This is a genomic window from Nocardia niigatensis NBRC 100131, assembly GCF_000308655.1.
In the GTDB taxonomy this organism is placed as follows: domain Bacteria; phylum Actinomycetota; class Actinomycetes; order Mycobacteriales; family Mycobacteriaceae; genus Nocardia; species Nocardia niigatensis.
Window position 1 is genome coordinate 12,069 of the sequence record NZ_BAGC01000002.1, and the last position, 14,727, is coordinate 26,795.

Annotated in this window: 6 protein-coding genes; 2 read left to right on the forward strand and 4 right to left on the reverse strand. The window is 69.6% G+C overall.

What is annotated here, in order from left to right; translation table 11 throughout:
• Nucleotides 1-71: 71 nt before the first annotated feature.
• On the reverse strand, nt 72-3,431 hold the full coding sequence (locus ON33_RS00505; protein ID WP_040853674.1) for an arabinosyltransferase domain-containing protein: 3,360 nt from the start codon (nt 3,429-3,431) through the stop codon (nt 72-74).
• 169 nt (nt 3,432-3,600) lie between these two features.
• A complete protein-coding gene (locus ON33_RS00510; protein WP_040853911.1) occupies nt 3,601-6,852 on the reverse strand; it encodes an arabinosyltransferase domain-containing protein in 3,252 nt (1,083 codons plus the stop codon).
• Between the two features lie 130 nt (nt 6,853-6,982).
• Between ON33_RS00510 and ON33_RS42650 the strand changes: the two genes are divergently transcribed.
• Both ON33_RS42650 and ON33_RS37820 read left to right on the forward strand, forming a co-directional pair.
• Nucleotides 6,983-8,860 carry a serine/threonine-protein kinase gene (locus tag ON33_RS42650; RefSeq protein WP_051151488.1) on the forward strand — a complete coding sequence of 626 codons (1,878 nt, stop codon included), beginning with the start codon at nt 6,983-6,985 and terminating at the stop codon, nt 8,858-8,860.
• A 14-nt stretch (nt 8,861-8,874) separates the two neighbouring features.
• Complete coding sequence (locus tag ON33_RS37820) at nt 8,875-10,545, forward strand: serine/threonine-protein kinase (protein WP_051151489.1); 1,671 nt, start codon at nt 8,875-8,877, stop codon at nt 10,543-10,545.
• On the opposite strand, the gene ON33_RS00525 is transcribed toward ON33_RS37820, so the two are convergent.
• Together ON33_RS00525 and ON33_RS00530 are read right to left on the reverse strand one after the other, a co-directional pair.
• A complete protein-coding gene (locus ON33_RS00525; RefSeq protein ID WP_040853917.1) occupies nt 10,546-12,417 on the reverse strand; it encodes a glycosyltransferase family protein in 1,872 nt (623 codons plus the stop codon).
• Between the two features lie 274 nt (nt 12,418-12,691).
• Nucleotides 12,692-14,617: a galactan 5-O-arabinofuranosyltransferase gene (locus tag ON33_RS00530; RefSeq protein ID WP_051151490.1), complete on the reverse strand. Its 1,926-nt coding sequence runs from the start codon at nt 14,615-14,617 to the stop codon at nt 12,692-12,694.
• Nucleotides 14,618-14,727 lie beyond the last annotated feature (110 nt).

Below are 14,727 nucleotides of genomic sequence, written 5' to 3' on the forward strand. Positions count from 1 at the left end.
ATTCCCAGCAGCCAGCAAAGCGTGGCCGCCCGCATGCTCGCGGGCGGCCACCGATCAGCGTGTTTCCCGGGTCAGAAGACCCGCATCTTGCCCGGTGACCAGAACCCGGAGCGGGTCACCACATGGGTGTCCACCTGCGCGGGCTTGGGGAACTTGGCCTTGGCCGGATCGGTCGGATCCGGGTAGAAGGGCTCGTACTGCTCCAGGGAACCCCAGTCGCGGGCGTAGTTGTCCTTCAGATAGGTCGGCACCGTCTTGGACGCCGACAGCATCTCCGCCCAGCCCAGCGGACCACCGAATTCCTCGGCCTGCCAGGTATTCGTGGAGCTGATGGCCAGCGGCCGGTCGGGCAGGATGCGGTACTTGGGCGCCGCGTCCACCACGCCGTTGCGGTGATCGAACGGGTGCTGGCACGGGAACTGCAGGCCCACGGCCCAGTCCAGCAGGATCGGCTGGGTGGAACCCAGCAAGCTGTTGAGCGATACCAGCTTCGGCACCCGCGGCGGGGTGAAGGCCAGCCACTGGTCGCCGATCAGGATCGGGTCGCGCGCGTAGATGCGGACCGCGTCGGCGTCGTCGGGCAGCGCCGAGCGCGGGATGCGCAGGTTGCGCCAGGACGGGGCCGGGCCGACGTCCAGCGGTCGGAACTTGTCGAGGTAGGTGACGGTGCCGTCCGCGTTGTGGTGGCCGTACTCCAGGAAGATGTCCTGGCCGTAGGTCATATTGCCGGTGTCGTCGAACGACATCACGCGCCCGGCCGCCGAGATCACGATCAGCGGTGAGTCGTCCGAGCGGGCCGGCAGCTGGTACCAGCTGGAGGTGAGCTCGGCGGGCTGCTGCACGCCGTCCTGGTAGCTGCCCATCACCGGGGTGGTGGCCGGGTCCAGGCCGAAGGGCAGGGCCACGGTGGACCCGTTCACGCCCTGCGCGCCCTTACCGCCGCCGGTGCCGGCGTTCTGGCCCTTCTCGAAGGCCGGGCCGACGGTCTGGGTGGAGGTGTTGCCGGTGCCCGGCTTCACCTCGACGCTGTCGGCGTCCAGCTTGTCGGCGACACCGTTGGGGGAGAAGCCGACCGGGCTTTCCCCGGCCAGCGGATCGCCGTTCTGCGGCGGGTGGGCCGGGTCGGGGATCGGGGTCAGGTTGCCGCTGTTGACATCCCCCTCGACCAGCACGTCATTGGCGAGCCCGCAGGTCTTGCCGGTGACCGCGTCGATATTGGACCGGGCCAGCGAGTACGCCGGGTACTGCTGCACCGCGCCCTTGAGCAGCGACACCACCTCGAAGAGCACCATGAGCGCGGCGACCACGGTGAGCGGGATGGCCGCGAACTTGCGGACCCGCCTGCCGCGTTCGGTCTTCCCGTTCGCCATCGGCTTGGCGTAGCCCTCGCGCAGCGACTGCCAGGCCACCACGGCCAGCGCCAGCCCGAACAGCACCAGCATCAGGGTGTTGGACTGGAAGCCGTGCAGCGAGACGGTCTTGTCGTACCACGGCACGCCGTAGCTGGAGACGTACCAGTAGCCGTTGATGCCGGAGAAGGCGACGGCGAGGGTGAAGAGCAGCCCGGCCAGGAACACCGACCGGTTCTTGCGGGAGCGAAGCGCGGTGGCGGATACCGCGACCGCGGTCACCGCCGCCAGCGAGCCCGCGATGCCCGCGTACGAACCGAAGTGGTGGGTCCACTTGGTCGGGTTGAACATCATGAAGAAGATGGTTCCGAAGACCACGCCCATGAGCCGCCAGGTCGGCGCGCTCGCGATGCCCGGCACCTGCCGCCGGCGCAGCAGCACCAGCATGGTGGTGATCAGGCACAGGATCATGAGCAGGAACGCGAAGCGGCGGGCCAGCGAGCCGTCCACGGTCTCGACGAACAGGTAGTAGTAGCGCAGATAGTCCTCGTACCAGGCCAGATTCGGCCCGGTGACCTGCCGAACCCGGTTGGCCTCCATGATCCCGGCGAAGGTCTGGTCGGCGAAAACGGCCACCAGCACCAGGAATCCGGCCGCCGCGATGGGGGCGAGGAGGGCCAGATCGCCGAACTGCCGGCGTCGTCGCACCACGATCCGCACCAGCGGCCGGATGCCCGCGAGCAGTGCCGCGACACACATCAGACCGGTCGGCGCGGCCGCCAGCGTGAACGCCGCCACCAGCACCGCGACCGCGGCGGGCAGCAGGCGCGAGGTGGCGATGGCCCGCTCGATGGACACCCAGGTGAGCAGCGCGCCCAGGGCCACGATCGGCTCCGAGCGCAGGCCGTTGTCGTAGGGCAGCCAGAAGGCCAGGAACACCAGGCCGCCGGTCCACAGCGCGACCTGGGACTTCGCCACCGCGTTGCCCAGGCGCGGGACGACCTCGCGGCTGATCACCAGCCAGCACAGGATGCCGCAGAGCAGTGCGGGGATTCGCACCCACGGGCTGGCGGTGGAGATCTCGGCGAACGCCTGGATGACGTAGTAGTACCAGCCGAACGGTGCCTCGGGGACGCCGAACCAGCGGAAGTAGTTGGCCAGGTAGCCGGCGTGCGGGGCGGCCCGCACCATGGTCAGGATGTAGCCGTCGTCGGAGGTGTTGGCGCCCACGAAGTGCCACAGCAGCAGGGTGCCGATGATGCCGCCGTCCGCCCAGGTCGGCTTCAGCCAGTGCGCCGGCAGGATGCGCCGGTGCCCGCGGCCGTCACTGGTGTCGAGCACCGCGAGCGCGCCCATGGCCAGCAGGGTCAGCAGCACCGCGGCGATGATGGCGACCAGCTTGATGACCGTCGGCGAGGAGGAGAATCGGGAGTCCACGGTCATGTGGAACGAAAGACCCTCCGGCACGCCGCCTTTCATATCGGTGAACACGCCGACCACCTGGGGGCGCAGATCGCCGAGCAGGCGGCCGTCGACGGGCGCGGTCACCATTTCCCGCCCGCCGTCGGCGGTGGGCTTCTCCACGGTGCGGGTGACGCCCTCGAAATTGGCGTAGGTCTGGGTGCTGTCGGAGGTGATGACCAGCCGCGAGCACTCGTTCATCTCCGCGCGGGTGGCGGTGGCCACCACGGCATTCCGGTCCAGCACGTCCACGCTCTCGCCGGAGACGCGGACGAACAGAGCCTCGAGGTCGGCGCCCTTGCCCTGCGGCGGCGCCGTTGCCAGCAGGATGCCGCCGCGCGGATCCAGTTGCCGGACCGCCGCACACGGGATGGTGGCGTTCGCGTCGACGGGCACCTGCGACATCAGCGCCGCCTGTACCGGATCGAGCGAACCGCCCTGCGGCCAGCTCACCTCCGCCTGGGTCTGCTGCACCGGCAGGAACGGTGTCGCCAGCGCGAACAGCGCACCGAGCACGCCGGCGACGATCGCTATGAGCTTCGCGATGCGGAAATCGCGCGGTGTCGCGGGGGCGGTCGCCGGGGGATTCGGCTTTGTCAGTACAGCGGAGGCGTCTGGCACGGTTGCTGATCGTAGCTCCCCCGCCTCCCCGAATCTTGGCGCACGGCTAAGAGCCGCGGTCAGTTCTGCGCGCGTGCCGACGGTCGGGCGCCGAACCGATTTTGGACGTACCCGACGAGTTGCCCTCACCTAGCGAAATCAGTCGTCACCTTTCAACGAGCGTTGCTGGTCATCGAGTCCTGATGGGCGAATCCGTGGCCAGGCCGGAACGGGACTGGACGGTCACGTCCAAGGTCGGGGTGGAATTCGCATCCGGGGCATAAGGGGTGAACTTCTCGAGCGAGCCCCAGTCCCGGGCCCAGTCGTGCTTCAGGTAGCTCGGCCGGGTCTCGGACTTCAGCAGCAATCCCGTCCAGCCCAGTGGACCGCCGCCGATGTCGTCCTGCCAGGCATTGGAGGCGTCCTGGCCCACCCGGTCCGGCAGGATGCGCCACTCGGGGACTTCGGCCACGCCGTCGTGGTGGTCGAAGGGGCGCTGGCACGGGAAGGCGAGACCGACGTGCCAGTCCTCCAGCACCGGAGCGCTGTCGCCGACAAGGGAATTCAGCGTCTCCAGCCTGGGCAGCCGGGGCGGGGTGACGGCCAGCCACTGGCGCGGGGTGATGTCGGCGTCGTTGAGAACCAGGCGAATCGCGTTGGCGCCCGCGGGAATCTGATCCAGCGGGACGCGCAGGTTGCGCCAGGACGGGCTCGGCCCGATATCGATGGGCCGGATCCGGCCGGTGTTCGTGACGGTGCCCTGGGCGTCGCGGGTGCCGTACTCGACGAACAGGTCCTGCCCGTAGCTCTCCACGCCGTCCTTGTTGAAGGACCGGATGCGGCCCGCGGCCGTCACCACCAGCACCTGGTAGGCGGGGTCGTCGCGGACGCTGTTCAGCTTCTCGGCGTTGTACCACTGCGTGGTGAGCTTCGAAACCTGCTGCTCGCCATCGGTGTAACTGCCCTCGACGGGGGTCTTGGCCGGGTCCAGCCCGAAGGGCAGGGCGACCGAGCTGCCGTTGATGCCGGCCTCCTCGCTCTTCCCGCCGCCGGTGCCCGCGCCCGTGGTCTTGGACGTCTTGTTGCCGGACTTCTCGTTCACCGAGTTGGCGCCGCCGGTGACGGTCTCCTCGGCGTCCGCGGTGAGGTCGGAGGCGACGCCGTTGGGGGTGAATCCGGCGTTCTCGGCGGACAGCCCGTCGGCGTCGGATCCGGTCCACGGGCGCAGCAGCGAATCCGCGGTATCGGTCTCCACCAGCACCTCATTGGCCAGCGCGCACGAATCACCCTTCAGCGCACGCAGATTCGACTGCGCGATGGAGTAGGCCGGGTACTGGCCGACGGCCGCCTTGGCCAGCGACAGCACCTCGAACAACACCAGCGCGGCCGCCGCGATGGTCAGCGGCATGCTGGCGAACTTGTCGAAGCCGCGCACCGGCTTCGGCCGCGTGTGCGGCTCGCGGAAGTGCTGGTAGGCGGCGATGAGCACGCACAGCACCGCGAGGCCGAGGAACAGCGTGGAGAAGCCCTTGCCCGCGATCAGCGGCGCCTTGTCGAACCACGGCACGCCATAGCTGGACACGTACCACCAGCCGTTGGGTCCGGTGAAGGTCATGGCCAGCAGGAAGAACACCGCGGCGGCGAACAGCGTCCGGTTGCGCGGCGAGCGAATCCCGTTGACCCCCACCGCGACCGCGGCCAGCGCCGCCACCGATCCGGCCAGCCCGGCGTACACGCCGAAGTGGTGGGTCCACTTGGTGGGCGTGAACATCATGAGGAACAGCGACATGAAGACGATGCCCAGGATCCGCGCCGACGGCCCCCGCGAGGCGCCGGGGATGCGGCCGTTCTTGCGCAGCATCACCATCACGCACACGCCCAGGCTCAGCAGCATGGCCAGGATGCCGAAGCGCCGCGCCAGCGAGCCGTCAGGGGAGAGCATGAGCAGCGAGTCCCAGCGGGTGCGCTCGTCGAACCAGGCCACATTGGGGCCGATGAGTTTGCGCACCCTGGTCGCCTCCATGACCGAGGCGAGGGTCTGGTCGGCGAAAACGACCACCAGCACCAGGGTTCCGGCGGCCACGCCGGGCGCCAGCAGCGCGCCGTAGCGCAGCAGCCACGACCCCGGTCCCTTCGCGCGCTTGATGACGATCATGAGCACCGGCCGCGCGCCCGCGATGAGCGCCGCGATGCAGATGAGCCCGGTCGGCCCGGCGGCCAGGGAGAAGGCCGCGATCAGCACGCCCACGGCGGCGGGCAGCAAACGCCCGGTGGCGATGGCCCTTTCGATGGAGCACCAGGTCAGCAGCGCGCCCGCGGCGATGAGCGGTTCGGGGCGCAGGCCGTTGTCGTAGGGCATCCAGGCGGCCAGGAACATCAGTCCCGCGGTCCAGATGGCGATATTGTCGCGGCGCACCCGGGCGCCCAGGCGGGGCAGCACTTCCCGGCTGATCACCAGCCAGCACACGATGCCGGCCAGCAGCGCGGGCAGGCGCATCCACGGGCTGGAGTCGCTGATCCGGGTCATCCAGGCCAGCAGCTCGTACGGCCATCCGAAGGGCGCCTCGGCCACCCCGAACCAGCGGTAGTAGTTGGCCATGTAGCCCGAAACCTTCGAGGCCCGAGCCATATTCAGGATGTAGCCGTCATCGGAGGTGTTCGCGCCGATGATGTGCCACACCACCAGCGTGCCCAGCACCGCGACGTCGACGAGCCGCACCCGCCACCAGTGCGCGGGCAGGAACCGCCGCGGCTTGCGGCTGTCGGAGGTGTCCAGCAGATGCAGCGCGTACAGGGCGAGCAGCGTGAACAGCACGGCCCCGAGCGTCGCGAGACGCTTGAGCCAGGACGGACTGGAGGTGAAGCGCGCGTCGATATCGACGGTGGCGGAGGCGTTCCCGAGCTGATCCCGCTTCAGATCGGTGAACAGGCCCACCACCTGCGGCCGGGTGTCGCCGCCGACCCGGCCGGTGAAGGCCGTGCCATCCTGGCGGTGGACGCCGGCGAATTCGACCCGGGTCTCGGTGGCGTCGGAGCGCACGGTGATCGCCGTGCAGTCCTGGATCTCCGCCACCGGCGCGCTGAGCAGCGGAATCAGCCGGGCCAGCACCGATACCGTGCGTCCCTTGCCGGATTCGTCGGTGACCTTGACGACCAGGCCCTTCGACTCGGCCTGCCCGGAGGCCGCGGGCACGGTCGAGAACAGCGTGCCGGTCGGCAGATCCCGCAGCGCCGGGCACGGCAGTGTCACGTCCAGGCGCAACGGCACGTACGACACCAGCGGCGCCGCGACGTCGGTCGTATCCCCTTGGGGCCAATGCAGTGTCGGCCGATCCTGGTTGACCGGCAGGATCGGCGTGATCACCGCCAGCAGGAATCCGAGTAACCCGGACACCAGGGCGAGAAGGCGGATGCGGTGGAACGCTCGGGAGTCTGCGCGCACGAGCACCGACTCTATAGACAGCCGTTCGCCGCTTCGAAGAGGCTGACCTGTAGCCGAATCGGCGGATGTCCGTCAGGATGGTTGTTATCCGAACCGGGCGTGGGGCCGGGCCGGAAGACAAAGAGGAAGCATGACCGAGCTGCGACCTGGCGAGATCATCGCCGGGTATGTGATCGCGCGGCGAATCGGAGCCGGGGGTTCGGGTGTCGTGTACGCGGCGCGGCATCCGCGGCTACCCCGGCTCACGGCCCTCAAGATCTTGAAGCGCGACGAGGTCGCCGAGGACGACGAGGTCTGGCGGCGTTTCGAGCGCGAGGCGGATATCGCGGCCCACTTCGACCACCCCAATATCGTGCAGGTCTACGACCGCGGCGTCGCCGAGAATCAGTTCTGGATCTCCATGCAGTTCGTCGACGGCGTGGATGGCGCTGAACTGCACCATGTTTCGCCCGACCGGGGCCTGCGCATCGGCGCCGAGATCGCGGCCGCCCTGGACTACGCGCACGGCAAGGGCGTCCTGCACCGGGATGTGAAGCCCTCCAACATCCTCATCGCCGATCCCGACAGCGGCCGCCCCGAGCGTGCCCTGCTCACCGACTTCGGCATCGCCCGGCTGCGTGACGAGACCACCAAGCACACCCACACCGGAAACATCTCCGCCACTTTCGCTTTCGCCTCGCCGGAACAGGTGAGCGGCCGGCCGGTGGGCCCGCGCTCGGACCAATATTCGCTGGCCTGCACGCTTTTCGTGCTGCTCACCGACCAGCGGCCGTTCCGGGCGGACAATCCACTGGGCTGGGTACACGCCCACACCCGGGAGCCGCCGCTGCGGCCGAGCACGGCGAATCCCGAACTCCCGGCGGCCCTGGACGCGGTCTTCGAGAGGGCACTGGCCAAGGATCCCGAGGACCGCTTCGACAGCTGCGCGGATTTCGCCTACGCCGCGACCGAGGCGTACTACTCCGATCCGGCGCTGGCGGTGACCGCCCCGGCCGGTCTGCTGCCGCAGGCGCCGTCCCGGCGTATCCGGGATCGGAGCCGGAAACCGGTGTGGCAGCGCCTCGTGCACCGGCGCACCGTGATCCCGGCGGTGGTGGCCGCGGTGACCGCTACCGGCGTGGGATTCGCACTGCACCAGCATGATTCGCTGCCGGCGCGGTCCGGGCCGGGCATGGTGCCGGATTCGTTCGTCGGCACCTGGCTGGCCACCGAGGGGCAGACCAACTACCGGTTGACGGTGCAGCAGGCCAAGATCGGCGATCCGGTGCTCTCCAATCGCGTGGACGGCGTGCTGCCCGACGGCTCGCCGTTCCACTGCGAATTCTCCGCGCCGCTGGACCGGGTGCCCGGCGACGGGGACCGTCTGGTCATCGGCACCTCCGAGATCGTGGTCCGGGAACCGGCCAATGCCTGCCGCGCCAACGGCCCCACCACCCTCTCCCTGCTGCCCGACGGGCGGATCAGCCGCAAAACCGATGTGAGCGGGCTGATCACGTACAGCAGCGCCGACGCCCTGGTGTCCTCCTGGGGCCGCGACGCCGCCGCCATCGCCCGCGCGTTCCCCAGCCTGGTCGGCCAACTGGCCGCCACCGGCACCTCGGTCGGCTGGCAGGGCGCCTCCTGCCGGTCGCGGGATCCGGGCCCGGGCGAGACGGCCCAGGGCGCGCATCGCGTGATGTGCAATGCCGACGACGCCACCGGCCAGGTCCACTTCGACGTGTTCGACTTCGACACCCGGCCGGGCAGTTCCATCGCCGCCGTCTTCTTCGACAACAACGCTCGTGTCACCACCCGCACGCATGAGGATGTGGCCGGCGCGCTGACCGTCACCACCGCCGCGGGCGTGGACCCGGCCGCCACCCAGGACACCGAGGCCCATCGCGCCCTCGCCGCCGTCTCCTTTCCCGACGGTGATCCGAGGTCGCGATTCGTCATGGTCCTGCGCTGGCCTGGGCACACGGTGAACAGCCTCCTGACCGACTGGCTCGAAAGGGCTCCTCTGAAGTAGGTAGGTGCGCCAACATGGCCGATCTGAAGCCGGGCGAGGATATCGCCGGATACGTCATCGAACGCTGGATCGGCGCCGGGGGTTCGGGCACGGTCTACGCCGCGCGGCATCCCCGGCTACCGCGCCTGGCCGCCCTCAAGGTCTTCAACCGCGATGAGGTGAACGCCGACGCCGGGGGCTGGCGGCGCTTCGAACGCGAGGCCGACATCACCGCCCGCTTCGACCATCCGAACATCGTGTCGGTCTACGACCGCGGTCTCGACGACGGAAGATTGTGGATCGCCATGCAATTCGTGGCCGGACCGGACGCGGACAGCCGGTCGGGCCTGGCGCCGGAGCGGGCGCTGCGGGTCGGCAGCGGCATCGCCTCCGCCCTGGACTACGCGCACGGCAAGGGCGTGCTGCATCGGGATGTGAAGCCGTCCAACATCATGCTATCGCCGGCCGAGGACGGCCGCCCCGAACGCGCCCTGCTGACCGACTTCGGCATCGCCCGGCTGCGCGACGAGACCACCCATGTCACCAAGACCGGGGACATCTCCGCGACCTTCGCCTTCGCCTCGCCGGAACAGGTGTCGGGCCGCTTCCTGGATCCGCGCACCGACCAATACTCGCTGGCCTGCACGCTTTTCGTGCTGCTCACCGGATCACGGCCGTTCCTGGCCACCGATCTGGCCGGCCTGATCTACGCGCACACCAGCACCCCGCCCCTGCACGTCACGCAGGTGCGGCCCGAGCTGCCGGCGGGCTTCGATGCCGTCTTCGACCGCGCGCTGGCCAAGCATCCGGACGAAAGATTCCCCAGCTGTACGGATTTCGCCGACGCTGTCCGGGAGGCGTGGCGGGTGCCGGCCGCTCCGACCCTGCTGAGCACCCCGCCGTCCGGGGCGGGCACGCCGCCCCGCGGTTTCGTCACCGATCCGGCCGCGCTGCGCTCACCCAGCACCGATCCGACCCTCCTGCGCACCCCGCGCACCGGCCCCGGCATGGTCGGTTCGCCGCGTACCGATCCGACCGTGCTCGGTCCCGGCCGCTCTCACACCGAGCCCGGCGCACCCGTCTACGGCATGGCGTACGGAGCGCACGCCGACTCGTTCGAAGACGCCGCGCCGCACCGGCATCGGGCCCCCGATCCGGTGCGAGGTGGCTCCGGCGTGGGCCGCGGCGTGCTCACCGGACTGCTGGCGGTGCTGGCCGCGGCGGTGATCGGGGGCAGCGCCATCCTGGTGACGGCCGACCTGGAGAGCCACGGAAGAACCAGTGGCGCGCCGCTGTCCGCGGTGGTGCCGACCGTGGCGACGGCGGTGTCCGCCACCGACCGGACCTCGATCGCCGCCATCCCGCCCTCCACGCCGGCGGGACTGGTGCCGCAGGCGTTCATCGGCGAGTGGTCGGGCACCAGCGACGCCAACGCCGACGACTACCGCCTGGTCATCCGCCAGGGCGCGCTGAACGACGACGTGGTGACATCCACGGTGCTGCGCGACAACCGGCCGATCTGCGTCTTCGACTACCGGCTGCTCGGCGTCCCCGGCGCCGGCGACATCACAGTCGGCGCGGGCACGGTCGTGAGCGGCGGCACCAGCTGCAGTCCGCAGGGCAGCCACGAACTGGTGCTCGGCAACGGCCGGATCACCCGCGCCCTGTCGGTCAGCGGTCACGTGACCTACACCCGCGTGAGCTGATTACGGAGCGGTCGCGGCCACCAGGCCGCGCACGTCCCACAGCCACACGCCGTCGACGAATTCGGCGGGGAAGCCGAGCAATTGGTTCACGGTCGCGCGCAGGGTGTCGCTGTTGTCGGTGGGCGGCAGCACCACCACGTCGGCGCGCCAGTATTGCAGGTCGACCAGCGCCTGCACCTTGGCGGCCTCGTCGATCACCGGAATCTTGTTGGACTGCTGGGCTTTCAGCAGCAGGCTCGCGGTGGGCCGGTCGTCCGGGCCGTAGCGGCCCTTCTTGGAGGTGCCGGTCGGGCCGACGAAATAGCCACCGGCGAGCGGGAATTCGAAGCCCGAGTCGGCCTGCCAGCGCAGGGCGCGGGCATCCGGCGGCGTCGGCGGCGGGGCGACCACCACCGAACCGTGCGAAACGTATTGCCGCACCGTGCCGTCCGCGAAGAAGTCCGGGGTTGGGGCGCGCTGCACCGCGGGCAGGATGGTCGGGGTGAGCGGCAACAGGGCGAAGGCCATCGCGGCGAACAACGCCAGCGGCCGCCAGTCGGTCGCCGAGACCTTCCAGTAGTCCAGGGCGCGCTGGGTGGCCAGCGCCAGGATCAGGGCGATGGCCGGGATCGCTGCCATGGTGAACCGCGACTCCAGCACCGAATTCAGCAGCGGCACATTCTCGAGCCGCTGCCACGGCAGGGTGATACCGGTGTTGTGGTGGCCGATCATCAGGGTCGCGCCCAGCGACAGCAGGGTGAACGCGGCGATCACCGCGGCGGCCGCGCGCACCGTGCGTTCGCGCCACATGAGGACCACGGCCACCGTGACCACGATCCACAGTGGCCAGCCGAAGTACGAATTCTCCTCGGTGGCATTGATGGCCACGTTCTGGCCGTGGGAGACCATGCCGCCCAGTGACTCCGACGGGAACTGGAACAGCGCCTTGAGGTCGTTGTTCATCGGCCCATGGTCGATGGACCGGTAGGACTGCGGGCCGAAGAACTGCCACCACAGCGGAATCTCGGTGAGCGCCACCGTGATCAGCGCGGCCAGCAACACCGTCGGGGTGATGGCGCGCAGCACGCGCAGTCCGGTGCGCGGCGTGTGCACGTGGTAGACGACCGCGAATACGGCGAAGGACAGCGCGAAGATGAGCAGCGGCTCCTCGCCGAGCGCGATCTGCAGCGCTACCAGCAGGCCCAGGATGAAGCTGTGTTTGATTTGCCCTCCGCTTCGCTGCGGGCGGGTTCGCGGCGCTGAAGGTCTCGTTCTTCCCTCCTCCGCTCCTCCGCTTCGCTCCTCCGCTCCGTCAGTCCGGAACGAGACGCGCCGCGAACCAGCGCGTCTCGCTATGCGGATCAGCTGCAGCGCGATCAGCGGAAGCAGGGCCAGCACCACGAAATTCGGGTGCGCGTTGGCGTGCGAGATCATGGCCGGCGCGAAACCGCAGAACAGACCGCCCACGGCCGCCGCGAACTTGGAGGTCACCAGTTCCCGCGAGAACAGCCAGTACCAGGCGAAAGCCGTGCCGAACAGGCCCAGGGTGAGCACCAGCACGAAGGTGACGGTCGGCCCGAACAGCAGGGTGACCGGAGTGAGCGGCACGCCGACGCCGAACATGGCGGTATTGGCCATCATGTTCACGCCGTCGGGATAGTTCTGCAGCATGGAACCCAGCGGGTTCTCCAGATGTGCCACATTGTGGGCCGTGACCGCGAAGAACCACTCCCACATGGTCTGGTCCTGGCCGCTCTTGATCAGGTAGCCGCGGTCGGTGTGCAGCCACTGACCCGACAGCACCAGCACCGCCAGCGACAGATAGGCCACGGCGACGATGAGATCGGTGCGCGCCAGCCGCACCCGGCGGGCGGCGCGCTGCGGCCGAGACAGCTTGGGCGGAGCCGTTTCCGGTGCCGAGCGGTCGAGAACCGCTACCGCCGAACCGTCTTCATCCCCCAGGGTGGTTGGCCGCCCCACTGTCACGCGCAAACTCCTCGGTCGCCTTGCAGCCCAAACTGTTGGGTGCCTTGCAATCAGCGGCCCACGCTACCGGTTCCCGCCGAGAATGCATTGGCAAGTCGCGAAGTTATCCACAGAAACCGGTGTTTATCCACAGAATCGCGGCGGTTTTTGGGGATAAGTGATCCTTGTCTCGTCCGCTTCCTCAGATGCGCACGACCAGGGTGAACGGTCCGATATCGGTGATCCGGTAGTGCTTCTCGTCGAACAGGGACGTGGGGAAGGACACTGTGAACCGCTTCACATTCGGGTCGTTCGGATACACGTCCTGCGAGAGCCGCAGCGTGTAGTCGTCCCCGGAGCGACGGAACAGGAAGGCATCGGGCGCGCGCCAGCGGGAGTGGTTCAGCGCCTCGGTCAGCTCCTGCGGCGTCTTCAGCGTGCTCCAGCGCTGGATTTCGGCGGTCCGCGCCGCGAAGTCGGCCAGCGGGTTCGCGTAATGCGAAGTGAGAGCCTGGAATCCGTAGTACGGGTAAATGGCCAGGAAGCTGGTGTCCGCGGTCAGTACCACGGTGGCGTCGCGCGGGCGGCCGGTCTGCTCCAACAGCTTCGTGTCGACCTCGCGATAGTTCGACACCGCTGACGGCGGCCGGGCGTCGGCCCGGGAGCCACTGCCATCGGTGTCGGTGTAGGCGGTGGTGATCTCCGCCGCCAGCACCGTCGGAATGCCCTGGCTGAACCCGATCGCACCGGCCAGCGCCACCGCCGCCGCGGCGATCCGGAACCGGCCGGGCTCGTTCAGCGCCTGGTAGATCGCCCGCGTGCCCTCGGCGAAGCCGAACACGCCCGCCGCCGCCAGCAGCGCGATGAGCGGGGATTCGAGCCGGAACGACAGCAGCGTGGTCCCGGCCGCGGTCGCGGCCATGGACAGCAGGCACCACAGGTAGATGGCGACGACGCCGATGCCCAGCGCCTGCGCGCGCCGCGAACTCGCCGCGCGCAGCACCAGCCAGAGGGTACCGGCCAGGCAGAGCATGCCGAGCAGGTCGAATTCGGTCATGGGCAGCGGCAGTCGCGAGCCGGTCTCGGGCAGATAGTGGAAGGCCGACCCCGAGCCCAGAGATGCCTTGCCGGACAGGAACTTCAGCAGGAAGGGCGTCCACACGGTCAGCGCGAGCACACCGGCGACCGCGCCGATTCCGATGAGCCGCACCAGGATCGGCGGGATCGCGCGTCGGCCGTGCCGAGCCCGGACGGCGAGTCCCGCGGCGATCAGGGCCATCAGGCACACCGCGAACACCGCAACACCGAAGTACAGGCTGTAGAAGGTGGCCGCCAGTCCCAGGAAGAGCCCGGCGCCCAGGACCGCGCCCCAGCCGCCCGCGGTCGGCTCCCCGGCCGGCTCGGCCGGCCGGTGCAATGCTCCCCAGGCCAGCAGCAGGGCCGGGCCCAGCAGCAGGGTGAGCACCGCGCTGTACGCCTCGGGCGCGCCGTAGGCGAGCGTCACGGCCGTGGTCGCGGCGGCGACCGCCACCGCCCAGTCCGCCCGGATCAGCCTGGACCACAGCACGAGCGCGACCACCGCCGCCACCGCCAGGCCGATGATGGCGAACGGCTTGAACGCCTCCCACCCGGCCATGCCGGTCAGGCTCGCGAATCGGCCGCCCAGCCAGAACCAGCCAGCGGGATAGAAGGGCGGCAGGTCGATGTAGTTCATGTCGTGCAGCGCCGCGCTGTCGGTCAGCCGGGTCAGGTACTGAGTCCGGAACTCCTGGTCCACCGACATGCCGAACAGGTACAGCTTGGTCGCGGCCAGCGGCATGCCCAGCGTCACCGTCACGAAGGCCGAAAGCCCGGCCCAGGACAGCGCTTTCGCCGGTCCTTCCCACTTGTGCAGCCGCAGCAGCACCACCGCCGCCACCAGCACGGCCAGCGCGACCACCTGTCCGACGGTGGTGAGCGACCGGGTCACATTGGAGGAGTTGAACGCCGGCCAGTGCACGGTCGCGAACGCCTCGAGCCCGATCGCGGCCACCACGGCCGCCACCACCGCGGCGAGTACCGCCTCGCCGACAGCCCCACCGGCCTGCCGCGCCAGCACCCCCAGCCGCCCGCTCGCCCGCTCACTCATCCGCACCCTGCCTTCGCATTCGTGTCCATGGACCGCGCGCCAGCCTAGTCACTGCGGCCGGCGCCGACCCCGACGCCATCGTCGCGTCCCTCGAATAGCGAAACGCCGCC

Excerpts from the sequence above, each read along its gene's own strand:
- ON33_RS42650 (WP_051151488.1), top strand. The coding sequence starts at position 6,983 with ATGACCGAGCTGCGACCTGGCGAGATCATCGCCGGGTATGTGATCGCG.
- ON33_RS37820 (WP_051151489.1), top strand. The coding sequence starts at position 8,875 with ATGGCCGATCTGAAGCCGGGCGAGGATATCGCCGGATACGTCATCGAA.
- ON33_RS00530 (WP_051151490.1), bottom strand. The coding sequence starts at position 14,617 with ATGAGTGAGCGGGCGAGCGGGCGGCTGGGGGTGCTGGCGCGGCAGGCC.